This is a genomic window from Bradyrhizobium diazoefficiens (genome assembly GCF_016616885.1).
Taxonomy (GTDB): domain Bacteria; phylum Pseudomonadota; class Alphaproteobacteria; order Rhizobiales; family Xanthobacteraceae; genus Bradyrhizobium; species Bradyrhizobium diazoefficiens_F.
Genome location: NZ_CP067102.1, coordinates 7,290,440 through 7,314,773, shown reverse-complemented (window position 1 = coordinate 7,314,773; position 24,334 = coordinate 7,290,440). Strand labels below are relative to the sequence as shown.

Sequence of the window (24,334 nt, the reverse complement as noted above, 5' to 3'; positions counted from 1 at the left end):
TCGGGTCACGAAGCAGAGAACGCAGTCAAATTGTACTTAAAAATAAGTCATCTGCCGCGTCCGGCCTACACCGGACGATTGCGGCGGATCCACGCCTGAGCGCGACGGGCAAGGAGCTTATTGCTCCTTTTCCTTACCCGACTGGACGTCGAAATAGGTCCGCCGCGACTTATCCTCTCCGGAACCGTAGGCATAGTTCGACGAAGGCGTCTGATATCCAGGCGGCGGCTCGACGAGCGATTGGCGCGGTGGCTCGCTCGTGAATTGCTTGGACTCGCCTTTGTTGCCCGAGAACATCTTAAACAGACCGCCGGTGTAACCGAGCTCGGCCGGGCTCATCGCCGGGCTGTTGGTGTTGGTACCCGGCTGGATCGGATCATTGACGGTCTTGTCGGGGCCGACCGTCTTGTGGGCGTCCAACTCGGCCGGTGACAGCGGCCGGGCCGCTTGCCAGTACTCCGCTGCCTTGTTGCCTGCCTTCTTCCGCTGGGCGATGGCCTCCTTGCGGCGCTTCTCGTCGGGATCCTTCGGCCAGTTCGGCGCATTCTTGGCGTCGGCGCTGGCGGGCGGCGGCAGGTCGAGCTTGGGCGGCACCACCAGCGGCGACCGCTCGCGGTACTCGATGCCCTTCTTTTCCATGCCCTTGGCGCCGATGCCGGACATCAGATTGTCGATGAGCTTCTCTTCGAAGGTCATGTCGTCATCGTCGTCACCGTCATCACCGGCGCGGACCGGGCCTGCGGACATCACCAGACCGATGCCGAGTGCGACGGCTGACAGTTTCAGCGCCAGCCAAAGTCCCCGCCGGGGGTCTCGACCCATCGAACCGCTGGTCTCGGAGCTGCGCATGCCTGTACCTGTTCCATATTGTGGCAGTCTTGATTGTGCCGGTCTCGCCGCGTCTCGCGCGACCACCCCTCGCCAAGCAAGGTTCCGCCTCTGGCCCGTATCGGCCGGGATCAGGGCGCTTTTGCGGCGGGTACCCCCAGGAAGGAATCATACAATAGGGCCGCCACCCCAGCAACGATGGCCACGTCCGCCAGGTTGAAGACGTACCAATTATAGGTATTTCCGCCGATTTCGATGTGGAACAGGGCGAAATCGACCACCGCGCCATAGGCCAGGCGGTCGATGCCATTGCCGATGGCGCCGCCGATGATCAGTCCCAGGGCCACCGTGGCGAGCCGGGTCTGCGACCGTGCCATCCAGATCGCGAGCGCGATCACCGCGACGACCTTCACCGCCATCAGCGCGAACTGCGCGGCCTGACCGTCGTTTTGCAGCCAGCCGAAGCTGATCCCGATGTTCCAGGCCAGCACCAGGTCGAAGAACGGCATCACCTTCACCACGCCCTGACGGGCGAGGTCGAATCCATTCAGCAGCCAGAGCTTTGAGGCCTGATCGGCCACGAGCGTGACCATTGCCGCGAGGATGCCGGCGCGGAGCGGGGTCATGGCGGGGGATCAGACGCTCACGCCCAACGCCTTCCATTCGCGCAGCGCCTTAGCGTCGCGCGGGGTGACGTCGGGATATTCAGGGTCTTCACCCACGGTCGGCGAGATCTTCCAGGAGCGGGCGCATTTGGTGCCGACGGCCTTCTCCACCACGACCGCGACGCCGGGCACGGCATCGAGACGGAATGCGGAGGCCGGCGCCTCGCCCTCACGCACCTCGTAGTTCGAGGTGATGCAGATCTCGGCGAGATCGGTGTCGAACAACGTCGCCAGCATGTCGCGGTCGGCGACATAGATCACCGGCGAGGCCTCGAGCGAGGAGCCGATGTTCTTGGCGGCACGTTCGAGCTCCAGCGCGCCGGTGACGACGCGGCGGACGTCGCGGATGGTCTCCCATTTCGCGGCGAGCTTGTCGTCGCGGAATTGTTCGAGGCCTTCCGGGAACAGCGTCAGATGCACCGACGGCTCGGCATCGGGCTTGTACATGCGCCAGCCTTCTTCCGCGGTGAAGCTCAGCACCGGCGCCAGCCATTTCAGGATCGATTTGCACAACAGGTCGATCGTGGTCAGCGCCGCCTTGCGCGTCAGCGAGGACGGCGGATCGCAATAGAGCGCGTCCTTGCGGATATCGAAATAGAATGCGGAGAGCTCGCTGTTCAGGAAGGCGGACAGCGTGGCGACCACGCTCTTGAAGTCGAAGGTCTCATAGGCCTTGCGGACCAGTTCGGCGCGGAGCGCGAGCTCATGCAGCATCAGCCGCTCGAGCTCGGGCATCTCGGCGGGCGCGACCGCGTCGGCCGGCTTGTAGTGATGCAGCGTGCCGAGCATCCAGCGCACGGTGTTGCGCAGCTTGCGGTAGGTCTCGACCGTGTTCTTCAGGATCTCGGGGCCGATGCGCTGATCGTCGGTGTAATCGCAGGACGCGACCCAGAGTCTCAGGATGTCGGCGCCAGATTCCTTGATGACGGCCTGCGGCTCGATGGTGTTGCCGAGCGACTTCGACATCTTGCGGCCGTCCTCGGCCTGGGTGAAGCCGTGGGTCAGCACGATATCGTAGGGCGCGCGGCCCCGCGTGCCGCAGCTCTCCAGCAGCGAGGAGTGGAACCAGCCGCGATGCTGGTCCGATCCTTCCAGGTACATCACCGTATCGGTGCCGCCGTCGACCTTGCGCTTGATGCCGGCAAGGCCGGGGAATTGCACGGGGTCTTCGAGCACAAAGGCGTGGGTCGATCCGGAATCAAACCAGACGTCGAGAATGTCGTCGACCTTCTGCCAGTCCTCGCTGGCACGCGGTCCCAGGAAGCGCTCGCGCGCGCCCAGAGCGTACCAGGCATCCGCACCTTCCTCTGCGAAGGCGTCGCCGATGCGGGTGTTGACGGCCTCGTCCTGCAGGACCTCGGCCGAGCCGTCGCCCTTCTCGCGGACGAACACGGCGATCGGCACGCCCCAGGCGCGCTGACGCGAGATCACCCAGTCGGGGCGGGCCTCGATCATGCCGTTGATGCGGTTCTCGCCGGAGGGCGGTACCCACTGCGTGACCGAGATCGCGTGCAGCGCGCGCTTTCTAAGAGTGTCCCATCTCTCGCTCGGTGGATGATTTGGGTCCAAAGCATCGAAATACCCTGCGGCGCGACCTGCGCTGACATTCCATGCTCTGTCGTGATCTCCACCACGAATGTCCCTGTCCATCGCGATGAACCATTGCGGGGTGTTGCGGAAGATCACCGGCTTCTTGGAGCGCCAGGAGTGCGGATATTGGTGCTTGAGCCGGCCGCGCGCGAGCAGCATGCCTTTCTCGACGAGCGCCTTGATTACGGCCTCGTTGGCGTCACCCTTCTCGCCCTTGTCGTTGATGACGCGCTTGCCGGTGAAGCCTGGCGCCTGGTCGGTATAGGCGCCGTTCTCGTCGACGGTGTAGGGGATCGCGCTGTTGATGCCGCGGGCATCGAGCTCGCGCGTGTTGGCCGTCCAGACGTCGAAATCCTCGCGGCCGTGGCTTGGTGCGGTGTGCACGAAGCCGGTCCCGGTGTCGTCGGTGACGTGGTCGCCGGCAAGCAGCGGCACGATGAAATCGTAGCCGCCGGCGAAGCCCTTTAGCGGATGCTGGCACGACATGATGGCGAGGTCATCCGGGGGAACAGCGCGAACCATTTCGTAAGCCGCCACCCGCGCCTGCTTGAGCACCTCCCCGGCCAGCGCATCGGCGAGGATCAGGAGATCGCCAGTCTTGGCCCAATTGTCGGCCGGTGCCTCGGTCACCTTATAGAGGCCACAGGCGATCTTCGGCGAGAACGAGATGGCGCGATTGCCCGGGAGTGTCCATGGTGTTGTAGTCCAAATGACGATAGAGGCGTGCAGCAAATCGCGAGCTTCTTGCTGCGTATCACCCGCGGAAAATCTCACCGGGAATTTCACCCAGACCATATCCGACGTATAGTCCTCGTACTCGACCTCGGCCTCTGCCAGCGCGGTCTTCTCGACCACACTCCACATCACTGGCTTTGAGCCGCGATAGAGCGTGCCGTTGGCAGCGAACTTCATCAGCTCGCGCGCGATCTGGGCTTCGGCCGGATAGTTCATGGTGGCGTAGGGATGAGCCCAGTCGCCGATCACGCCGAGTCGCTTGAACTCCTCGCGCTGCACGTTGAGCCAGTGCGTCGCGTAGGCGCGGCACTCTTTCCGGAAATCGATCATCGCGGCGCTGTCGCGGAAGTCGGGCTTCTGCTTGCCCTTCTTGCGATAGTGCTCTTCCTCCACCTTCCACTCGATCGGCAGGCCGTGACAGTCCCAGCCCGGCACGTAGTTGGAATCGAAGCCGAGCATCTGCTGGCTCTTGGTGACGAGATCCTTGAGGATCTTGTTCAGCGCCGTGCCGATGTGGATGTTGCCGTTGGCGTATGGCGGGCCGTCATGCAGCACGAACTTGTCACGGCCCTTCGCAGCTTGGCGCAGCTTCTCGTAGAGGCCGATCTCGTACCAGCGCTTGAGGATTTCCGGCTCGCGCTGCGGCAGGCCGGCGCGCATCGGGAATTCGGTCTGCGGCAGGAACAGGGTTTTCGAATAGTCTTTGACTTCAGACTTTTGGGACTTTTGCGGCTTTTCGGACATGAGGCTGACTGGCTCGGAATGGCGCGGGAACGGATGGCGATGCGGAATCGCGGGGTGAAACGACAAAATCCCGGTCTTGCGCCGAGCCGGAGGCTCAGGCGGAAGCCGGGCCGCTAATCCCTATGATGCGCCGCGCGAACATGGGCTCTCCATAGCAGGGGGCTAAGGGAAGCGCAAAGGTCCGGCGGGCCGGCTTTGGGTCCTCAATCGACGGCCCCGAGCCGCGGAAAGGCGTCCGGGGCGGCGGCCAGCATGGCGCGGGCGCGGGCGGAATCGTCGTCCATCTGACGGATCAGGGCTTCGATATCGTTGAATTTCAGCTCCTCGCGGATGAAGCCGACAAAGGCGCAGTCCAGCGCCTGCCCGTAAAGGTCGCCCTTGAAGTCGAACAGGAAGATTTCGAGCAGCGGCGCGCCATTATCAAAGGTCGGCCGGCGGCCGAAGCTCGCCACCCCGTTCAGACGCTCGGGCCCGCGGCCGACCCGCACGGCATAGATGCCGTGCTTCAGGCCGCAATTGGCGTCAAGCCGGATGTTGGCGGTGGGATAGCCGAGGTCGCGGCCGCGCCTTTCGCCATGGATGACCTCGCCGGTGATGAACCAGGGCGCGCCCAGCATGGTGGTGGCCTCTTCGACCTGCCCCTCGGCGAGTGCGATCCGGATAGCGCTGGAGGAGACCGGCCGCTCGTCGATATCGACATGCGGCTGCACGTCGATCTCGATGCCGAGCCGGGGCGCTTCGTTGGCCAGCAGGCTCGGAGAGCCGACGCGTCCTTTGCCGAAATGGAAGTCGTAGCCGACCGCGATTCCCTTGACGCCGAGGCGTCCGATCAGGTCATGGTGAATGAAATCTTGCGCGCTGGTGCCGGCGCGGGCCTTGTCGAAGGTCATGACCACGGCGCCGGCAAGTCCGGTCCCGGCCAGAAGCCGCAGCTTGGCCCGTTCGTCGGTCAGGCGAAATTGCGGGGTGTTGGGGCTGAAAAACCGGCGCGGATGCGGCTCGAAGGTCAGCGCCAGCGCAGGGCGGCCATGCGTCCGGCCCATTTCCAAGGCGGCGGCAATGACGGCCCGGTGACCGAGGTGAACCCCGTCGAAATTGCCCATGGCGACCACCGCCCCCTTCAGGATCGCAGAATCCGGCGTGGTATCGCGGATAACGGTAAATTGCGGGGCCATCAGGGGAATTCTCAAGCCGGCGGGACCGGCCGGGACCGTGGCGTGAGCCGGCCGATGAAGTCAAGCGGGGCGGGGGCGGGCGCAAGGAACATGATTTCGATCCCTCGCGGGTCGCTCCAGTTAACGCGCTGTTTAACGCCTTGGTGCTAGTGCTTGGGAGGTGGAACTGACGGGCTCCGGCCTGTCAGGTCCGATTTTGAATATTCCTGGGTACGCGTTGGGGGAGTCGAGATGGCGGTTGATTTGTCGATGCCGGTTCTGGTGGTGGATGACTACAGCACCATGATCCGTATCATCCGGAATCTGCTGAAGCAGCTTGGCTTCGATAATATCGATGATGCCAGCGACGGTTCGGCGGCGCTGAACAAGATGCGCGGCAAGAAGTACGGGCTCGTGATTTCAGACTGGAACATGGAGCCGATGACGGGTTACGACCTGCTCCGCGAAGTGCGGGCAGATCCGAACCTCGCCACCACGCCTTTCATCATGATCACGGCGGAATCGAAGACCGAGAACGTGATCGCGGCCAAGAAGGCCGGCGTGAACAACTACATCGTCAAGCCGTTCAACGCGGCGACGCTGAAGACCAAGATCGAGGCGGTCTTCCCCGACATGGCGAGCGCGTAAGCGCGCGATTGACGCCATCAGCTCAATTTGGAAAGCCCGGACGCTTGTCCCGGGCTTTCTGCGTTGGGATTTGTCGTTCCGGGGCGCCCGAAGGGCGAACCCGGAATCTCGAGATTCCGGGTTCAGTGCTGACGCACTGCCCCGGAATGACGATGCTGGAAAATCACCACTTCAATTCGCGCATCAGCGCCTTCGGTGGGTGGCCGAACAATTCCGTCACTGACTTGGGATCGAGCTGGTCGAGGCCCTCGAACTCCTCGGCATGGATGCCGCGGGTGACGAACAGGCAGTCGATGCCGAATTCGCGCGCGCCGGTCAGGTCGGTGCGGACGGAATCGCCGATCGCCAGCACCTTTTTCCGGTCGATCGGGTGGCCCTGGCGCTCGCCCGCGAGCGTCATGGCGCGCTCGTAGATCGGCCGGTGCGGCTTGCCGTAGAAGATCACCTCGCCGCCAAGCTCACGATACAGCTCGGCGATCGCGCCGGCGCAATAGATCAGCCGGTCGCCGCGCTCGACCACGATGTCGGGGTTGGCACAGACCAGCGTCAGCTTGCGCTCGCGCGCCTTCAGCATCATGCCGCGATAGTCTTCCGCGGTCTCGGTCTCGTCGTCATAGAGGCCGGTGCAGACGATGTAGTCGGCCTCTTCCAGCGGCGCGGTCGTCGCATCGAGGCCGCGATAGATCGAGTTGTCGCGCTCGGGTCCGAGCCAGAACATTTTTCGTCCGGGGTGCTCGGCGACATAGAGTCGCGTCAAATCGCCCGAGGAGACGATCGCGTCATAGGTCTCGTCGGCGACGCCGAGCTTGCGCAATTGCCGCTGCACGGAGTCGGCCGGGCGCGGCGCGTTGGTGATCAGGATCACCGTACCGCCGCGGCTGCGATAGGTGTGCAGCGCCTCGCAGGCTTCGGGGAACGATTCCAGCCCGTTATGGACGACGCCCCAGATGTCGCTGAGCACGACATCGACCCCGCCCACGAGCTCGCGCAGGCTTCGGGCGAAATGCAGCGTGGTCATGATGCCTGCGGCCGATCAGATGCGTCGCGCCAGCGCCGCGTTGCCGGTGATGCGCGATGACGGGGCGGCAGGCGCCGCGCCTGGGCTTGGTGTTCCCTGGCCATTGGATCCCTGAATGTCCTGCGTCGGGTTCGACGCGGCCCCGCCGGTAGCAGATGCCCCCTCGGGCCGCAATGGCCGGGGCGGCGCGAACAGAAAGCCTTGGCCGAACCGCACGTCATAGTCGAGCAAGTCGACCACCGCGCGCTCGCCCTCGATCCGTTCCGCGATCAGGTCGATGCCGAAGCGGCCGAGCAGGTCGGACAGGTCGGAGGGATGAATGTCCGAGGTCGACGCCTGCTTCGGGTCGAGCAGCAGGGATGCAGGCACCTTGATGAAGCGCACGCCGCGATCGGCGAGCTCGCGCGGCTCGATCCGCAAGTCCGTGACATGGTCGATCGAGAAGCGGAAGCCGCGCTGCGCGAGGGCCGCGAGATTCTCGGTTTCGGCGGGGCCGAGTCCGCGGAACGTCGACTGCTTGAACTCCAGCACCAGCGACGGCGCCAGGGCGCGGTTGGCCTCGAGGAAGTCGAGGCATTGCGCGAATGTGGTGGAATTGCCGAGCGTCGAGGCCGCGACGTTGCAGAACACGCCGACATCCTTGTTGCGCACCATCAGCCGGCGCAACACCTGGACACAGCGCAGCAACACCATGTTGTCGATGCGTCCGATCAGCCCGGAGGCCTCGGCGATGCTGATGAACTCTTCCGCGGCCATCAGCTGGTCGCGCTCGTCGCGCACCCGGGTCACCGCCTCGTAGAAGCGGACCTTGCGCTGCGGCAGCGTCACCATCGGCTGGAGGAAGATGTCGATGCGGTTCTCGTCGATGGCGTTGCGCAGCATCGCCAGCATCTGGGTCTGGTTGCGGCCGTTGACCGTCTGAACGGCATTGGCGGTCTGGGTCTGGACGGCCGGCGGCGTCGGCCGCGGGGGTGCGGGAAGCGGCGGAGGAGCGGCCAGTCGCTCCTCGAAGGGGGCAGTCAGGTCGATCGGCGCCTCCGGCTCCGGACTGGCGACCGGGGCGGGGGCCGGCGCGTGACCGGCCAGCAGATCCTCATGGGTCGACACCGTGGCGGCAAGCTGCCTGACCAGCCCGCCGAGTTCGTTGATCTCGCCCACCACCGACTGGACACGATCGGAATTGGTCGAATTGGACGAGGCGACACGGCCCTCGATGGCGGCGAGCCGGCGCCCGAACTCGGCCACCTGGCGGGCGAGGTCGGCGGTGCCGCGGGAGAGGTCGGCGATCTGGCCGCCGACGTCGCTGCGGTCGCGCAGTCGCATCGAGACCGCGTTGTAGAGGATCAGGAAGGTCAGCGCAGTCAGCGCCACGATCGCGGATTCGGTTCCGCTGATGCCGGCGACCGCGTAGAGCACGAGCCCGAGCGATGCCGCGACCAGAACCATGCAGATGGCGATGAAGATCGTCGAAATGCGAATCATGCCGCGCGTTACACCTCAAGAGCTGACTGCCTCACCCGGGAAAACACGGGTCGCAATTCGCACCCGTTGCGCCTCATGCTCCCCAAGCCCGCATCATCGTAACATCATTGTTGATTCGAGGGGATAGCGGCCTCAGGCGCATGGAAGCAGTCAGGACGGCGCGCCGGCGCCGACCGTGTCGGCTGAGACCGCCTCGCGGCTGCCGAGCGGTTTGGGCCGCCCGGTGGTCGTATCGCGCAGGGTTTGCCGTTCGATCTCCGAATTCAGCTCGGCGCCGAACATGATCACGATCGCCGACATCCACATCCACGTCATCAGACCGATCGCAGCCCCAAGTGAGCCGTAGGTCGCGTTGTAATTGGCGAACGCCGAAAGATACCAGGACAGCAGCGCCGAGCCGGCGATCCAGAGCAGGGCGGCGGTCACCGCGCCGATGCTCAGCCATTGCCAGCGGGGCGCGTCGCGGCTCGGCGCGAAGCGGTAGAGGATGGCGAGCGCCGCCAGCAGGATGACGAGCAAAAGGGGCCAGCGCGCCAGCGCGGCGATCAGCTTGCTCTCGGGCGCGATGCCGAGATGATCGAGTGCCAGCGGGAAAGCGACCACGGCGCCGACCATCAACAGCAGCGCCGCGATGCCGCCGACGGTGAAGCTCAGGGAAATCAGGTTCAGCTTGATGAAACTGCGCTTCTCGCGTTCTTCATAGGCGACGTTGAGGGCATCGAAGATGGCTTTGACCCCGGCGTTGGCGCTCCAGACTGCGAGTACGAGGCCGAACAGGAAGGCGGCCCCGAGCGCGGTATTGCCTTTCGATACGACGCGTGCGACCTGGTCCTGGACAATCTGGAACGAGCCCTCGGGCAGCATTGTCGCAAGCGTCTGAAGGTTGGCGCTGATCGTTGAGGGATCGGCGAACAGCCCGTACGACGAGACCAGCGCGGTCACGGCGGGAAAGATCGCGAGCAGCCCGAAGAACACGACGCCGCCCGCGGTCGCGAGCAGGCGGTCGTCGTCGATGCGCTGATAGGTGCGCCAGAAGATATCCTTCCAGCCCGCCCAGGGGATTTTGAACGGGCTCTTCGAGCGTCGGCCATGGCCGGGCTGCATGGCCGCACTTGCCGGGTTGGTTTCCGGTGAATTCGCTTCGTTGTTGCGATGGTCTTGCGGCGGTCCCGGCCGGACGCGCCCCGGCTCCTGGAAATAGCGTTCCGCGGTGAGAACGAAGATGGCCGTGGCGGCGACCAGCAGCCAGGAGTCGAGCTGCTCGCTGTGCCGCGCACGCATGTCAGGCGTCCAGTCGGTGACGTCGCCGGCGGGCGGCCGTGAAACCCAGCAATCCGATCGCGGCAAGCATCAGGCCAAGCTGCACGGGGCGGTTGGTGCGCGTTGGTGAAGCGTTGCCGCCATGGCCGCGTTCGCCCGGCGCGAGCGGCACCAATGGAATTGTTGTCGCGACTTCCTTGACCGCCTGCTTGACCGTGCCGCGCGGGATCCGCGGCGTGGCGATCGCCACCCGCATGCGGCTGGCGAGCGGCACGATCGGCTTGGTCCGGCGATTCATTTGCGCCATCGCCACCCCGGCGCAGACGGCGGCGAGCACCAAAAGCACGGCCGCAACGGCGCCAAGGCCCCAGAATTGTCCGTAGGTGATGGCAACCCAAAGGTAGAGTGCGATCAGGCCGACAAAGAGGGCCGCGATCAGGAACAGCCCCGCCACTGCGAGCAGTCCGGCCGCGACAGCGTAAGACGTCAGGCGTCCGGTGGTCTGGCTGGTGCGGTCACGCAAGTAAGACTGCGCCGCGCGCTTGAGCTGGTTGAGTTTCAGCGCCATGCCGGCGCGCAGCAATTCGCCCGATGGCGCGAGCATGCGGACATCCTCCGAGAGCGAGTACATTCGTCGGGGGATGAACGTGGCGGAATTTGACTTGTTCCGCCGCGCGCGCTCGATCAGCCGAGATCGGCGGCTGCGATCCAGAACACTTCGCCCTCGGACTCCTCGGTATCGAGCCAGAGCAGCGGCAGTTCCGGAAAGGCATCGTCGACCAGCTCGCGACCGCGGCCGATCTCGCAGAGGAGGCCGCCATCCGACGTGAGGTGATCGGGCGCATCGCGCACGATGCGGCGGATCACGTCGAGACCGTCCGCGCCGCCGTCGAAGGCGAGCTTCGGCTCGGCCCGGCATTCCGGCGGCAGTGCCGCCATGCCTTCGGCGTCGACGTAGGGCGGGTTGGTGATGATCAGATCGTATTTGTTGGTATCGAGCGGCGCGAACAGGTCGCCCCGATGGAGCGCGATCCGCTCATCCAGCCCATGTTCCCGAACGTTGCGCGCGGCGACTTCTAGCGCGCCCTTGGAGACGTCGACCGCATCGACCACGGCATTGGGGAAATGATACGCGGCGAGGATCGCAAGACATCCCGATCCCGTGCAGAGATCGAGCACGCGCTCGACGGCCGTGGGGTCGTCGATCAGCGAACCCGCTTCGCCGTCGCCGCCGAAATGCGAATCCAGCAGCTCGCCGATGAAGGAGCGCGGAACGATGACGCGCTCGTCGACGTAGAACGGCAGGCCGCGCATGTAAATCTTGTTGACGAGATAGGCCGTCGGTTTGCGCGTCGTCACGCGCTGATGGATGAGGTCGAGCAGGGTCTTGCCTTCTGCGGCGGTGACGCAGGCATGGCCAAACATCTCGAACTGGTCAGGATGCAGGTGCAGGGCCTCGCAGACCAGGAAGACGGCTTCCGCGACCGGATCGGTCGTGCCGTGGGCAAAGGCAAGTCTCGCCTCGACGAAGCGGCTGACCGCATAGCGGACGAAATCGATCAGCGTGAGCAGCTCGCCGCGTCCGACCTTCGCGAGTTTTGGCGCGGCGCGGCCGCGCGTAGGCTTTCTCACAGCTCTTGCCATCAGGATCGGGTCCAGCGTGCGGCGGCTTCGTCGTCACGGGCATGCGCCTCGACCCAGCCGGTGCCGGTGGCGCTCTCTTCCTTCTTCCAGAACGGTGCGCTGGTCTTGAGATAGTCCATCAGGAATTCGGCTGCCTCGAACGCCGCGCGGCGGTGTTGCGAGGCGGTGAGCACCAGCACGATGTTCTGGCCGGGAATGAACCGCCCGACGCGATGGATGACCGTGACGCCGTTGAGCGGCCAGCGCGATGTAGCCTCGTCGGCATGGCGCTTGATCTCTTCTTCTGCCATGCCGGGATAATGCTCGAGCGTGAGCGCCGCGATCTTCGAACTATCGTCGTCGGTGCGGCAGATACCGGAGAAGCTCACGACCGCCCCGATATCGGTGCGGCTCTTGGTCAGGACCGCGATCTCGCGCGCGATGTCGAAATCGTCTTCCTGGATGCGGATGGTGACGGGGCAGGTGGTGACAGGGGAGGTCATGATCTAGCCGCCAGTCATCGGCGGGAAGAACGCGATCTCGCGGGCGCCCGCGATTGCGGCGTCGGCCTTGACGTGGGCATGGTCGATCGCGGTGCGGATCACCTTCGGCTTCTCGAAGGCGTAGGCATAAGCCTCGCTCTGGCCGGACAGCCAGGCGATCAGCTCCTCGACGGTGCGCACGGTTGCGGGCGGCTCGATCGTCTCCTCGGCCTTGCCGACGCGCTCGCGCACCCAGGCGAAGTACTTCACCTTCATCCCTCATCCTCCTTGATGAGGTGATGGATGCCGGCGCGGAAATAGTCGTAGCCGGTGTACATGGTCAGGATCGCCGAGGCCCACAGCAGGACGAGGCCGATCAGCGACACCATGGGAATGACCTCGTCGCCGGCCGGACCGGCGAGCAGGAAGCCGATGGCGACGAGCTGAACGGTGGTCTTCCATTTGGCGAGCTTGGTCACGGGCACGCTGACACGCAGCGCCGCGAGGTATTCGCGCAGGCCCGAGACCAGGATCTCGCGGCACAGGATCACGATGGCGGCCCACAGCGACCAGCCGTGGATGATGCCGTCGGCGGCCAGCATCAAGAGGCAGGAGGCGACCAGCAGCTTGTCGGCGATCGGGTCGAGCATCCGGCCGAACGCCGATTGCTGATTCCAGATCCGCGCGTAATAGCCGTCGAGATAGTCCGTCACCGCGGCGCCGATGAAGATCGCGACCGCAACCCAGCGCAGCCACAGCGGGTAGTCCATGATCGACTGCGCATAGATGCATCCGACCACGACCGGGATCGCGGCGATCCGGCCATAGGTCAGGATGTTCGGGAGGGACATCGCGCGGCTGGTCGTCCCTCGTGTCGTGGCGATGTTCATCCGTCCTACCAATACCGCTCAAGCCTGAAGGTCAACCGTCCGTCCCCAATTGGGGTGCGGGATGCGACGACCATATGACTACAGCCCGTTTAGTTCACCCCGGCTGGGGATGGAAATAGTCGAAAATCCTGCGGGCACTCTCGGCGCTCACCCCAGGAACCTTGCCGAGATCGGCGATCGAGGCCCGTTCGATCTCCTTCAGGGTTCCGAAATGGTGCAGCAAGGCACGTTTGCGTGACGGGCCGATGCCCGGAATCTCCTGCAAGCCAGCCTCGCGAATGTCCTTCTTGCGCAGCTTGCGGTGCGAGCCGATGACGAAGCGGTGGGCCTCGTCGCGCAGGCGCTGAATGAAATAGAGCACGGGGTCGCGCGGCTCCAGCTTGATCGCCTCGCGCTCCGGCATGAACAGGGTCTCGCGGCCGGCATCCCGGTCCGGCCCCTTGGCGACCGACATCAGCGACACCTGGGTGAGCCCGAGATTGGTGAAGATCTCCCTGACGGCGTTGAGCTGGCCGCGGCCGCCGTCGATGATCACGAGATCGGGCCATTGCGGGAAATCGTCGTCCTTGGCCTTGGTGGCGCTCTCTTCCGGCGGATTGATCAGACGCTTGAAGCGGCGCTCCAGCACCTCGCGCATCATGCCGTAATCGTCGCCGGGCGTGAGCCCTTCCGACTTGATGTTGAACTTGCGGTATTGGTTTTTCACAAAACCGTCCGGGCCGGCGACGATCATGGCGCCGACCGCATTGGTGCCCTGGATATGGCTGTTGTCGTAGACCTCGATGCGCTTGGGCGCATGCGGCAGGCTCAGCGTCGTCGCCATGGCGTCGAGCAGGCGGCTTTGGGTCGCGGTATCCGCGAGCTTGCGGCCGAGCGCCTCGCGCGCATTGGTCAGCGCGTGGGTGACGAGCTCCTTCTTCTCGCCGCGCTTGGGCGTGGTGACCTCGACCTTGTGGCCGGCCTTGATCGACAGCGCGTTGGCAAGCAGGTCGCTCTCCTCGATCTCATGCGAGAGCAGGATGGTCTTCGGCGGCGGCTTGTCGTCATAGAATTGGGCGAGGAATGAGCCCAGCACTTCCTCCGGGGTATAGGTCTTTTCCGCGCGCGGGAAATAGGCGCGGTTGCCCCAGTTCTGTCCGGTGCGGAAGAAGAACACTTCGACGCAGGAGAAGCCGCCTTCCTGGTGGATGGCGAACACGTCGGCTTCCTCCACCGTGCGCGGATTGATGCCCTGCTGCGACTGGATCGCCGACAGCGCGGCGAGGCGATCACGATAGAGCGCCGCACTCTCGAATTCGAGCTCGCCGGACGCCTTCTCCATTTCGCCGGCAAGCTCCTGCTTCACCGCCTGGCTCTTGCCGGACAGGAAGTCGGTCGCTTCGCGTACCAGCGTCGTATAGCCTCCGAAGTCGATCTCGCGGGTGCAGGGACCGGCGCAGCGGCGGATCTGGTAGAGCAGGCAGGGCCGCGAGCGGCTCTCGAAGAAGGAATCCGTGCAGGAGCGGATCAGGAACGCGCGCTGCAAGGCCGTGATGGTGCGGTTGACGGCTCCGGCGGAGGCGAACGGACCGAAATAGCGCCCCGGGCGGGTCTGCGCGCCGCGGTGCTTCAGGATCTGCGGCGCCCAATGGTCGCCGGTGATCAGGATGTAGGGAAACGATTTGTCGTCGCGCAGCTGCACGTTGAAGCGCGGCCGCAGCTGCTTGATGAGGTTGGCTTCCAGCAGCAGCGCCTCGGTTTCGGTCGTGGTCGAGACGATCTCCACGGTCACCGTGGCCGCGATCATGCGCAGGATGCGCGCCGGCAGCGGCGCACTCTGGCGCGCGTAGTTGGACAGCCGCTTTTTGACGTTCTTGGCCTTGCCGACATAGAGCACGTCGGCATGCGCACTGAGCATGCGATAGACGCCGGGCGAGGTCGGCGCGAGCCGGACCGCACGCTCGATCGCCTCGTGACCGGTCGCCAGCGGCTCTTCGCCGATCGCGCCGCTCTCTTCCAGAATATCCGGCAGCCGCGCATCGTCCTCGTCATCGCCACCGGCAACCGCGGGATCGAGGTCCGGCGGTGTCAGCCCTTCGGGCGGGACGTCGGCGGTCGCGGCTCGCGGCGCTTTGCGCGCGCGTGCGTCGTCCGGATTGTCGGTGGAATCGTGAACCATGGTGCGAATTTAGGCGCTGGGGGGACCGATTTGAAGTTCCGGCCGTGACGCACGCACAGAATGGCGCGCCGAGTTCCCGGTAACGCTTCCTTAAGTCTGTTAACAGCGCGGTAACAGGTCTTAACAGCCCTTTAACTTAAAACTCTCAATAAATCTTACGCGAAAAAGTGGTGGTTCCGTAACCATGCGGTCTGGCCTTGCGCGGCGGCGCGGGCATCGCACCCGGTTGCGGCAGTTGCGTTGGAGTGTGTGATGAAGGGGCTCGTTGTGGGCGCAGCCGCGTTGGTTGCAGCCGGCTGGACGGCTTCGGCAGGGGCCGCCGATCTCAGTTACGGGCAGCGTGCGCCCTATACGGTCAATCAGCCGCTCAATGCCTATAGCTGGGCCGGCCCGTATCTCGGCGCCAATCTCGGCTATGAATGGGGCTCGGTGAGCAACACACCCGTGAAGCCCTCCGGCTTCGTCGGCGGCGTGCAGGCTGGTTACAATTTCCAGAACGGCCCGTGGGTGTTCGGCGTCGAGGGCGACATCCAGGCCGCAGGCGCCGACGACACTTTCGCGCCGTGGAAGTTCTCCAATCCCTGGTTCGGCACGCTGCGCGGCCGCGCCGGCTATGCCTTCAGCAACGTGCTGGTCTACGGCACCGCCGGCCTCGCCTTCGGCGAGCTGCGCGCGCAGACATTCGGCTGGACGGAGTCGCACACTACTGCCGGCTGGACTGCAGGCGTCGGCGCGGAAGTCGGCTTCGCGCCGAACTGGAGCGCGAAGCTCGAATATCTCTACGTCGATCTGTCGTCGAGCCAGTTCGCAATTACAGGCGTGTCAAACGGCTATAGCGCCAGCGTTGTTCGCGCAGGCGTGAACTATCACTTCTGATAGCCAAATAAGAAAATACCGGACAACAACCTCCCGGCCGCTTGCGGCCGGGACTTTTTTTGCGCCAGGTTTTTGGGGCGGGTCCGCTACGAAAGGATCACGAGATTGACCGCTTTCGGCCCCTTCCCCTTCTTGTCCGGTTCGACTTCGAACGTGATACGCTGTCCTTCGGCAAGGTCCTTCAGTCCCGCGCGCTCAACAGCGGTGATGTGAACGAAGACATCGCGACCGCCGTCATCCGGCTTGATAAAGCCGTAGCCGCGCTCGCCGTTGAAGAACTTAACCGTTCCCGTATTGGCCATCGGGAAACTCCCCCTCATTGCTCCTCCGTCGCAACGCAGACGCGCGTCGCGACATGACCGGGCATCACGAAGCCCGGGAGAGCTGGCCATCCTTGGGCAGACCCTTCGGTCCGACTGGATCTTTCTTAGGCCTTCACTCCGCCGCAACCATTCGCGGAAGCGGAACGTAAAGCCAGTCACACAAACAGCATAATACGGTTCTCTGCAGATTGACTACCGTTACTGCATATTTTTCCCAAGAATGCCGGGATGTTACGGCTTCGGCACCTCTAATCGGAATCTGGCAGCGCCGCCTTGTCCGAGCGGCATTTCCAGCTCGGGCAATATCGTCTTGAGCTCGCCTTGGAGTGTGTAAGGCGGGTTCACGATCAGGAGCCCGGTGGAGGTGAGGGCTGCGCCGTCGAGCTGCGGTGCAACGCTGAATTCAAGACGCAGACACTTTCCCGGCGTCTTTGCTGCGGCTGCGGTCCGCGCCACCAGTTGCGCCAGCGTGTCGGTGGCGCGTCGGCTCTTGGCGGGGTACCAGATTACATAGATACCGGTCGGCCATTTCGCGTAGGCGGTGGAGAAGGCCTCGCCGAGCTTTTCGAACTCGTCCTTTGCCTCGAAGGGCGGGTCAATCAGTACCAGCCCGCGCCGCTCCTTCGGCGGCACGAACGCCGGCAGCGCCATCCAGCCGTCGAGATCGACCACGCGGGCCTGTTCGTCGCGCCGCAACACGTCGATCAACGCCTTGCGCGCCTTCGGCTCGAGCTCGCAAGCCACGAGCCGGTCCTGCGGCCGCATCAGCCCGCGCGCGATCAAGGGCGAGCCGGGATAGGCTTTGAGCTCGCCCTTTGGGTTGAAGGCGCGAACGATGTCGAGATAGGGCTTGGTCAGTGCGACTGTCTCATTCGTGAAGCGCGCCTGCATGAGCCGCGCGATCCCTGTCAGCCACTCGCCGCTGCGGCGCGCCTCGTCGCTGTCGAGATCATAGAGGCCGGCACCGGCGTGGGTGTCGATGACGCGGAAGGCGGCCGGCTTGTCCTGCAAATAGGTCAGGATGCGTGCCAGCACGATGTGCTTGATGACATCGGCGAAGTTGCCGGCGTGAAAGGCGTGGCGGTAGTTCATGGCGGAGAGTTACGACATCGCGCGATGAAAGTAACTGCTGTCATTCCGGGGCGGTGCGTTAGCACCGAGCTATGGTGCGCAATTGCGCACCTTAGAATCTCGAGATTCCGTGTTCGACGCGTCGCATGCCCCGAAATGACGATGAGAGGTCCCGCTCTCTAACCACCCCTGACCGGCGGCATCGTCACCTGGTCGCGGCGGCAGGCGCGGCGGTCGAGTTCTTCGCAGGGGCGGAACTGCAAATCCTTGCTCAGGCAGATGCGGATCTCGGACAGCCGGGTCCGGTTGCAGGTGACCGAGACAGCGGCGCTGCTCAGGCCCGGATTGGCCTTGATGAAGGCTTCTTCGACGTCGGCCGGAGCGACGGTCTTGGCCTCCGACAAATCGAGATATTCGGCCGGGATCTTGATCGCGGCGCGCGCCTTGCGGATCGTCTCGAAATAATTGCGGCCATCGAGCCCGGAGCAGGTGCCGTGCTTGTCCCACTCGTTGAAGATCAGCCCCGGCGCCGGCATCAGATCGAGCATCGCGGAGACGATGTTGCGGTTCAGCCGCGGCGACGGCCGCTGGCAGTATTCCGGAAAGCCGTTCTCATATTGCGGCCACAGCCCGTGCACCACGAAGGAATAGGGTCGTCCCTCGCACTGGATATTCGAGCGCCCGCCACCGCGACCGCGCTCGGCCGCCTCCTCGCAGAAGGACGGCGACCACGACAGCGACAGCACATAGAAGTCGAATTCGCCGGGTGCGTTCTGCCGCTTGTCCTGGGCCTTCGCGCCGCCGGCCCACGAGATCAGCCCGGCGGCAAGGGTCAGCGAGATCACGAGACGGGAGAACGAATGCAATCTAAAGTGAAACATGGCAACGCCCCTCAACTAGACTGTGCAATCAGCCTAGCAGGCAATAAGAACATTTCAAGAACAAATTTCAGGCGACCGACGATTGGCCGCGTGGCCGGTCCGAATCAGGACCTTGTCGAATCAAGGCTTGTCGAATCAAGGCTTGGCGGCGCGACAGGACGGATTGTAGGCCCAGTTGCGGTCGAGCCCGACCACGCACCATTCGACGCCCTGGCCGTAACCGGCAAAGCCGCCATCCTCGACGATCGAGAAGTGCACCCTGCGCATCTTGCCGTCATTGAGCATGGCCTCGCCGGTGCAGTAGCGGCGCGGAATGTTGTCGGACGCCCAGGGCCGGAATGCGGTCTCGTGAACGGCCGAGAAGCCCTCGATCTTCAACGGCGAATTCCAGAACGAGCTTTCCTTCTCCCAGAACTGGGTCGCGATCGTCGGCAGCGCCTTCTCGCAATCGGCGACATTGCCATCGTAGCGCGGGCCGCTGAGCCAGAAGTTCAGCTCCAGCGGGTTGGCAGCCCTGGCCTCACCGGGCGACAGCGCTCCGAACATCAGGCCGAGAACGGCGGCAAAGCGAAGCGATTTCGGGGAGGTCGAGGCGCGCATGGGCAATCCAGACAGCATGATCTGCGGAGATTGGACGGTGCCGCGAAGGGCGGGGGAGGTCAAGTGCAGCGCGGCAACACTTGGCCAGGAGTTGATCACAACCTCGCAGTCAACCGGCCTTCCGTTCTTTCCACGGCCGCCGCGGCACCGTAAACTGCCGCCAACCAATCGGAGTGACGGGAATGCGAATCATTGCGGCCGCGGGCCTTCTTGCCAGCCTGGTTGTCTCGGGGATGATGGCGAGCCAGTCGGCACGCGCCGACATCCTTCCGGTGCCGCCTTTCAAGGGCAACGACACCGGCGGCATCATCGCCTATTCCATGGCAACGCAGACCGATGCGCGCCAGGTCGCGGTCGATCACTGCGCGCGCTACGGCAAGGTGGTCAAATTCCTCGCTGTGCAGGCCTATGAGGGCGGCTACATCTCGTTCTCGTGCCGCTGGGTGCCCTATGGCGCGGCCGAGCGGCCGATCCGCACGCTCTACTGAGGCGTTTTTCGGAAAGCCAGGATCTCTCGGCCGGGAGTCTCTCGCATGACGCGCAAGCTTGCTTTGCTCGGATCAGCCGTTTGCTTCGTGTTGTCGGCAGGGAGCGCCGTCGCTGACGATCTGCCGGTGCGCAAGGCCGGTTTGTGGGAATTGAAGATGGTCAGGACCGGCTCGGCGATGCCGGAAATGACCATGCAGCATTGCACCGACGAGGCCGTCGACAAGGAGATGAACAACAACATCTCGCCGATGGCCAAGCAGGTCTGCTCCAAGCAGGACATCAAGAAGACGGCGACCGGCTATGTCAGCGATTCCGAGTGCAGCGTCGCCGGCATGTCCACGACCTCGCATGCCGAGATATCAGGCGATTTCAATTCGGCCTACACGGTGAAGACCTCGTCGCATGCGCAAGGCGGCGCGGTCGGTGCCGCGGGGCGCGACACCACCATGACGCTCGAAGCGAAATGGCTCGGAGCCTGCAAGCCGGACCAGAAGCCCGGCGACATCGTGATGCCCGGCGGCTTCAAGATGAACGTCCGCGACGTCGACAAGCTGAAGGCGCTGCTGCCGAAGTAGGTGAGGGCTATTGCAGCTACACCGGTATCCGCACGCTCGCCCTTAATCCGCCCATCGGGCTGTCGCCGAGCGTGATGTCGCCGCCATGCGAGCGGGCGATGTCGCGGGCGATCGCGAGGCCTAGGCCCGTGCCGCCTTCGTCCTGGTTGCGGGCGTTGTCCAGCCGCAGGAACGGCTTGAACACTTCCTCGCGCAAATGCGCGGGGATGCCGGGACCGTCGTCGTCGACCGTGATGGTGAGATAGCGGTGATCGCGCTGGCCGGAAATGGCGATGGCCCTGCCGTAGCGCGCGGCATTGGTGACGAGGTTGGCGAGGCAGCGCTTGAACGAGGCCGGCTTCACCGTGACCACGGGCAGGCCGCTGAACGTCACCGTCGCGGTGTGGCCGTGGCGTTCGGCATCGCTGCGCAACTCCTCGAGCGCCTGCGCCATGTCGGTCGGCTGCGACTGCTCGCCGGAATCGCCACGGGCGAACGCAAGGTAATCCTCCAGCATCATCGACATCTCGTCGACGTCCTTGCGCATGCCCTCGAGCTCGGGATTGTCGCCGATCAGCGCCAGCTCGAGCTTGAAGCGGGTGAGGATCGTGCGCAAATCGTGGCTGACGCCGGCGAGCATCGCGGTGCGCTGCTCCATCGCGCGCTCGATGCGCGACTTCATCTCGAGGAAGGCGCCCGCGGCGCGCCGCACCTCGCGCGCGCCGCGGGGCCTGAAGTTCGGCGCCTCGCGGCCCTTGCCGAAACTCTCGGCGGCGTCCGCAAGCCGCAGGATCGGCTTGATCTGGTTGCGCAGGAACAGGACCGACACGATCAGGAGGATTGACGATGTCCCGACCATCCAGAACAGGAAGATTTCCGAGTTCGAGGCGTAGGCGGCGCTGCGCTGTGCGAACACGCGCATCACGGCATCGTCGAGCTGGATGCGGATCTCGACAAGGTTGGAACGGCCGACCGTGTCGATCCAGAACGAACGCCCGATCTGGCGGCCGAGCTGCACCGACAGCGTCTGGTCGAGCAGCGAGAAAAACGGCTTTGGTCCCGGCGGCGGCATGTCACCGGCCGGCAGGAAGTCGACGACGAGACCGAGACGCTGCTGCGCGATGCGGCGGATCTGATCGCGGTCCTTGTCCTGCGGATAACCCTTGTAGACGTCGATCAGCGCGGCGATGTCCTGCACCACTGCGGCTGACAGCCGGCGCGTCACCGTGTTCCAGTGCCGCTCCATGAACACGAAGGCGACGACCGATTGCAGGATCACCATCGGCACGATCATGATCAGCAGTGCGCGCGCGTAGAGGCCGGTCGGCATCCAGCCCTTGAACGCGTTGCCCATCCAGCCATTGGCGGCGGAGACGCGCCCGGCGGCGCTCTTGAGCAGCGTCAGGCCGGTATCGATCGTGCTCATCGGTCGTGCTTCACTTGATCTATGGCGAGGCTACCAGCCGGTAGCCGATGCCGCGCACCGCCTGAAGGAACAGCGGATTGGCTGGATCGGTCTCGATCTTGCGCCGGAGGCGATTGATCTGCACGTCGACGGCGCGCTCGTTGACGCTGCCGTTGCCGGTCAGCGCGCTGCGCGGCACGGTTTCGCCCGGCGTCTCCGAGAGAACCCGCAGCATCTCGCGCTCGCGGTCGGTGAGATGGATGACCTCCTCGCCCTGACGCAATTCGCCGCGATCGAGATGGTAGACGTACGGGCCGAACGCGATCTTCTCCACCGCCGCGGCCCGGACCGGCGGCGCCGCGCGCTTGAGGATGTTGTTGATGCGCAGCGCCAGCTCGCGCGGCTCGAATGGCTTTGCCACGTAATCGTCGGCGCCGATCTGAAGGCCCTCGATGCGGGCCTCGGCTTCATGGCGCGCCGTCAGCATCACGATCGGCACCGAGGAGGATGTGCGGATGAACCGGGCGAGATCGAAGCCGGTCTCGCCGGGCATCATGACGTCGAGGATGAGCAAATCGAAATGCAGGCCCAGAAGCTTTGACCGCGCATCACCTGCGCTCGAAGCGGTGGTGACGCGATAGCCTTCGGCCGCGAGAAAGCGCGACAGCAGATCGCGGATGCGGCGGTCGTCGTCGACCAGCAGCAGATGCGGGGCGTCGTCGGCCGGTTGCACCGGCGGGCGGGCGAGCGTGGCAGCGAGCGGCACGGTCACTCCTTTGCGTCTTGATTGACATTGGCGAAGATCGTCTCGAGCACCTTGTCCGGATCGTCGCGGTCGATCATCGCGCGCAGGAAGCGCTTGACCGTGTCGGCATCCTGCGGCGCCATCTCGGCGAGCGCCTTGGTGATCCGCGTGGTCTGGAGCCCGGCGAGCTTCTGCACCAGTGCCTCGCCCTTCGGCGTCGCATAGAGCAGGCGCTGGCGGCGGTCGTTGTCGCCGGTCTTCTGGACGATATAGTCCTCGTCCAGGAGCTGCTTCAGCACCCGGCCGAGCGACTGCTTGGTGATGCGCAGGACGTCGAGGAGGTCGGCGACCTTCAGGCCCGGATAGCGGTAAACGAAGTGCATGACCCGGTGATGGGCCCGGCCGAAGCCGAAAGCCTCCAGCTCCTGGTCGGGATCGCCAACGAAATCGCGATAGGCGAAGAACAGCAGCTCGATGATATCCCAGCGCAAATTGCCTCCTTCACCTGCGGCCGGCCGTGGCTCGGCAGCGTTTTGAGAGGGAGTCGCGAAATTTATGTCAGGCATATTGACGTATCTTGGTTTCAATGTTACAAAACGATCAGCCCGCACGAAATTTTAGATCGTTTCGCGTCGGGCGGCATTTCTAGCAGCGGCCGGAGTGAGCCGGACAGGCGGCGACGGCCGGATCAGATCTACCGTGCGATTGTCGAGCGGCATTTCGGCAAAACATACTGGACTTCCGCCTTCCGCAAAAGCATGTCCTCGGAAGACATGCTGGCCACGGAAACCGGCCGTAACAAGGCTGGCGGTCGTCCGGCCAGAAAGCACATCAAGCCAGCCGGGCCGAAACAGGCTAGGCCGGCGCCAGAACAGCGCCGCCACCGGCAGCGGGAGCCAAGGACATGAGCATGAAATTCGACATCCAGCCCGCATCCAATCCAACTCCTGAGAAGGACCGGGTCGCCAAGCTGGTGGACCCCGGCTTCGGACGCGTCTTCACCGATCACATGGCGATCGTTCGCTACAACCAGGCCAAGGGTGGCTGGTACGAGGCGCGCATCGAGGCGCGCGCCAACTTCCAGCTCGATCCGGCCGGCGCGGTCCTGCACTACGCCCAGGAGATTTTCGAAGGCCTCAAGGCCTACAAGCGCGACGATGGCGGCGTGAACCTGTTCCGGCCCGACGCCAATGCGCGCCGCTTCAAGAACTCCGCCGACCGCATGGCAATGGCGCAACTGCCCGAGGATGTCTTCATCGAGGCGGTCGAGCAGGTCGTGCGCATCGATCGCGCCTGGATGCCGGGCGGCGAGGGCAGCCTTTATCTGCGTCCCTTCATGATCGCGAGCGAGACCTTCCTCGGCGTCAAGCCGTCGTCGGAATACATCTTTGCAGTGATCGCTTCGCCGGTCGGCTCCTATTTCAAGGGCGGCCCTGCGCCGGTCTCGATCTGGGTCTCGGAGAATTACACGCGCGCGGCCGTCGGCGGCACCGGTGCCGTCAAATGCGGCGGCAATTACGCGGCGAGCCTGCGCGCGCAGGCGGAAGCGATCCAGCGCGGCTGCGATCAGGTCGTCTTCCTCGACGCGATCGAACGCCGCTACATCGAGGAGCTCGGCGGCATGAACGTGTTCTTCGTGTTCGACGACGGCTCGCTCTCGACACCGCCGCTCGGCACCATCCTGCCCGGCATCACCCGTGACTCCATCATCGCGCTCGCCCGCGATGCCGGGAAGACCGTGCGCGAGGAGCTGTATTCGCTGGATCAGTGGCGCAAGGATGCGGCTTCCGGCAAGCTGAAGGAGGCTTTCGCCTGCGGCACCGCGGCTGTCATCTCTCCGATCGGCAAGGTGCGCTCGGTCAGCGGCGATTTCGAGATCAGCGGCGGCGCCGCCGGCCCCGTCGCCATGGGCCTGCGCAAGCAGCTCGTCGATATCCAGTACGGCCGCGCCAACGATCCGCACAACTGGATCAGGAAGGTGTTTTGACACGCGCACCGTCATTCCGGGGCGATGCCAAGCATCGGTGCGCAATTGCGCACCTGAGAATCTCGAGATTCTGGGTCCGCTCCTTCGGACCGTCCCGGAATGACGGGAGCGGTTGCCGCATCGCGC

25 protein-coding genes are annotated in these 24,334 nt (G+C 64.5%); 5 read left to right on the top strand and 20 right to left on the bottom strand.

Annotated features, from left to right (window positions below):
- Positions 1 to 117: 117 nt before the first annotated feature.
- The 4 genes from JJC00_RS34075 to JJC00_RS34060 all read right to left on the bottom strand — a co-directional run bounded on the left by JJC00_RS34075 (position 118) and on the right by JJC00_RS34060 (position 5,737).
- The gene (locus tag JJC00_RS34075) at positions 118 to 849 is read right to left on the bottom strand and encodes a hypothetical protein (protein ID WP_200470125.1); all 732 of its coding nucleotides are present in this window, start codon (positions 847 to 849) and stop codon (positions 118 to 120) included.
- Between the two features lie 110 nt (positions 850 to 959).
- Positions 960 to 1,454 carry a signal peptidase II gene (gene lspA, locus JJC00_RS34070; RefSeq protein ID WP_200470124.1) on the bottom strand — a complete coding sequence of 165 codons (495 nt, stop codon included), beginning with the start codon at positions 1,452 to 1,454 and terminating at the stop codon, positions 960 to 962.
- A gap of 9 nt (positions 1,455 to 1,463) precedes the next feature.
- On the bottom strand, positions 1,464 to 4,562 hold the full coding sequence (gene ileS, locus JJC00_RS34065; RefSeq protein WP_200470123.1) for an isoleucine--tRNA ligase: 3,099 nt from the start codon (positions 4,560 to 4,562) through the stop codon (positions 1,464 to 1,466).
- Between the two features lie 203 nt (positions 4,563 to 4,765).
- Positions 4,766 to 5,737, bottom strand: a complete 972-nt coding sequence (locus tag JJC00_RS34060; protein ID WP_200470122.1) for a bifunctional riboflavin kinase/FAD synthetase — start codon at positions 5,735 to 5,737, stop codon at positions 4,766 to 4,768.
- A gap of 231 nt (positions 5,738 to 5,968) precedes the next feature.
- On the opposite strand from JJC00_RS34060, the gene JJC00_RS34055 reads away from it, so the two are divergent.
- Positions 5,969 to 6,364: a response regulator gene (locus tag JJC00_RS34055; RefSeq protein WP_027551917.1), complete on the top strand. Its 396-nt coding sequence runs from the start codon at positions 5,969 to 5,971 to the stop codon at positions 6,362 to 6,364.
- Between the two features lie 163 nt (positions 6,365 to 6,527).
- Here JJC00_RS34055 and JJC00_RS34050 read toward each other — a convergent pair whose 3' ends face one another.
- From JJC00_RS34050 to uvrC, 9 genes are all read right to left on the bottom strand, one after another.
- On the bottom strand, positions 6,528 to 7,382 hold the full coding sequence (locus JJC00_RS34050; protein ID WP_200470121.1) for a TIGR01459 family HAD-type hydrolase: 855 nt from the start codon (positions 7,380 to 7,382) through the stop codon (positions 6,528 to 6,530).
- Between the two features lie 15 nt (positions 7,383 to 7,397).
- Entirely contained in the window at positions 7,398 to 8,864 is a 1,467-nt protein-coding gene (locus JJC00_RS34045) for an EAL domain-containing protein (protein ID WP_200470120.1), read from the bottom strand.
- Between the two features lie 150 nt (positions 8,865 to 9,014).
- Positions 9,015 to 10,145: a YihY/virulence factor BrkB family protein gene (locus JJC00_RS34040; RefSeq protein ID WP_200470119.1), complete on the bottom strand. Its 1,131-nt coding sequence runs from the start codon at positions 10,143 to 10,145 to the stop codon at positions 9,015 to 9,017.
- Position 10,146: 1 nt separating this feature from the next.
- On the bottom strand, positions 10,147 to 10,728 hold the full coding sequence (locus JJC00_RS34035; protein ID WP_200470118.1) for a phage holin family protein: 582 nt from the start codon (positions 10,726 to 10,728) through the stop codon (positions 10,147 to 10,149).
- A gap of 80 nt (positions 10,729 to 10,808) precedes the next feature.
- A complete protein-coding gene (gene prmB / locus JJC00_RS34030) occupies positions 10,809 to 11,768 on the bottom strand; it encodes a 50S ribosomal protein L3 N(5)-glutamine methyltransferase (protein ID WP_200470117.1) in 960 nt (319 codons plus the stop codon).
- On the bottom strand, positions 11,768 to 12,250 hold the full coding sequence (locus JJC00_RS34025; protein ID WP_200470116.1) for a molybdenum cofactor biosynthesis protein MoaE: 483 nt from the start codon (positions 12,248 to 12,250) through the stop codon (positions 11,768 to 11,770). The genes prmB and JJC00_RS34025 overlap by 1 nt, the downstream gene beginning before the upstream one ends.
- A 3-nt stretch (positions 12,251 to 12,253) precedes the next feature.
- The gene (gene moaD, locus JJC00_RS34020; protein ID WP_200470115.1) at positions 12,254 to 12,505 is read right to left on the bottom strand and encodes a molybdopterin converting factor subunit 1; all 252 of its coding nucleotides are present in this window, start codon (positions 12,503 to 12,505) and stop codon (positions 12,254 to 12,256) included.
- Positions 12,502 to 13,119, bottom strand: coding sequence for a CDP-diacylglycerol--glycerol-3-phosphate 3-phosphatidyltransferase (pgsA, locus tag JJC00_RS34015; protein WP_148777642.1), 618 nt, complete (start codon positions 13,117 to 13,119; stop codon positions 12,502 to 12,504). Before pgsA ends, moaD begins: the two co-directional genes overlap by 4 nt.
- Positions 13,120 to 13,213: 94 nt before the next feature.
- Entirely contained in the window at positions 13,214 to 15,277 is a 2,064-nt protein-coding gene (gene uvrC / locus JJC00_RS34010) for an excinuclease ABC subunit UvrC (protein ID WP_200470114.1), read from the bottom strand.
- A 252-nt stretch (positions 15,278 to 15,529) separates the two neighbouring features.
- On the opposite strand from uvrC, the gene JJC00_RS34005 reads away from it, so the two are divergent.
- Positions 15,530 to 16,153: an outer membrane protein gene (locus JJC00_RS34005; protein ID WP_200470113.1), complete on the top strand. Its 624-nt coding sequence runs from the start codon at positions 15,530 to 15,532 to the stop codon at positions 16,151 to 16,153.
- Positions 16,154 to 16,239: 86 nt separating this feature from the next.
- On the opposite strand, the gene JJC00_RS34000 is transcribed toward JJC00_RS34005, so the two are convergent.
- The 4 genes from JJC00_RS34000 to JJC00_RS33985 form a co-directional block, all read right to left on the bottom strand.
- The gene (locus JJC00_RS34000; protein ID WP_027534220.1) at positions 16,240 to 16,455 is read right to left on the bottom strand and encodes a cold-shock protein; all 216 of its coding nucleotides are present in this window, start codon (positions 16,453 to 16,455) and stop codon (positions 16,240 to 16,242) included.
- Between the two features lie 252 nt (positions 16,456 to 16,707).
- Positions 16,708 to 17,568, bottom strand: a complete 861-nt coding sequence (locus JJC00_RS33995) for a 23S rRNA (adenine(2030)-N(6))-methyltransferase RlmJ (RefSeq protein WP_200470112.1) — start codon at positions 17,566 to 17,568, stop codon at positions 16,708 to 16,710.
- A 158-nt stretch (positions 17,569 to 17,726) separates the two neighbouring features.
- Positions 17,727 to 18,428 (bottom strand): ribonuclease T2 family protein, encoded by a 702-nt coding sequence (locus tag JJC00_RS33990; RefSeq protein ID WP_200470111.1) that lies wholly within the window; start codon positions 18,426 to 18,428, stop codon positions 17,727 to 17,729.
- Positions 18,429 to 18,563: 135 nt separating this feature from the next.
- Positions 18,564 to 19,028, bottom strand: a complete 465-nt coding sequence (locus JJC00_RS33985) for a hypothetical protein (protein ID WP_200470110.1) — start codon at positions 19,026 to 19,028, stop codon at positions 18,564 to 18,566.
- Between the two features lie 182 nt (positions 19,029 to 19,210).
- Between JJC00_RS33985 and JJC00_RS33980 the strand changes: the two genes are divergently transcribed.
- A complete protein-coding gene (locus JJC00_RS33980) occupies positions 19,211 to 19,516 on the top strand; it encodes a hypothetical protein (RefSeq protein WP_200470109.1) in 306 nt (101 codons plus the stop codon).
- Between the two features lie 45 nt (positions 19,517 to 19,561).
- A complete protein-coding gene (locus JJC00_RS33975; protein WP_200470108.1) occupies positions 19,562 to 20,092 on the top strand; it encodes a DUF3617 domain-containing protein in 531 nt (176 codons plus the stop codon).
- 16 nt (positions 20,093 to 20,108) lie between these two features.
- Here JJC00_RS33975 and JJC00_RS33970 read toward each other — a convergent pair whose 3' ends face one another.
- From JJC00_RS33970 to JJC00_RS33960, 3 genes are read right to left on the bottom strand one after another with little or no spacing between them, the layout of a single operon-like run.
- Complete coding sequence (locus tag JJC00_RS33970; protein WP_200470107.1) at positions 20,109 to 21,497, bottom strand: ATP-binding protein; 1,389 nt, start codon at positions 21,495 to 21,497, stop codon at positions 20,109 to 20,111.
- Between the two features lie 19 nt (positions 21,498 to 21,516).
- On the bottom strand, positions 21,517 to 22,248 hold the full coding sequence (locus JJC00_RS33965) for a response regulator (RefSeq protein WP_200470106.1): 732 nt from the start codon (positions 22,246 to 22,248) through the stop codon (positions 21,517 to 21,519).
- The gene (locus JJC00_RS33960) at positions 22,245 to 22,787 is read right to left on the bottom strand and encodes a MarR family winged helix-turn-helix transcriptional regulator (RefSeq protein WP_200470105.1); all 543 of its coding nucleotides are present in this window, start codon (positions 22,785 to 22,787) and stop codon (positions 22,245 to 22,247) included. The genes JJC00_RS33965 and JJC00_RS33960 overlap by 4 nt, the downstream gene beginning before the upstream one ends.
- Before the next feature lie 338 nt (positions 22,788 to 23,125).
- Here JJC00_RS33960 and JJC00_RS33955 point away from each other — a divergent pair, with 338 nt between their 5' ends.
- Positions 23,126 to 24,208: a branched-chain amino acid aminotransferase gene (locus JJC00_RS33955; RefSeq protein ID WP_200470104.1), complete on the top strand. Its 1,083-nt coding sequence runs from the start codon at positions 23,126 to 23,128 to the stop codon at positions 24,206 to 24,208.
- Positions 24,209 to 24,334: the final 126 nt, after the last annotated feature.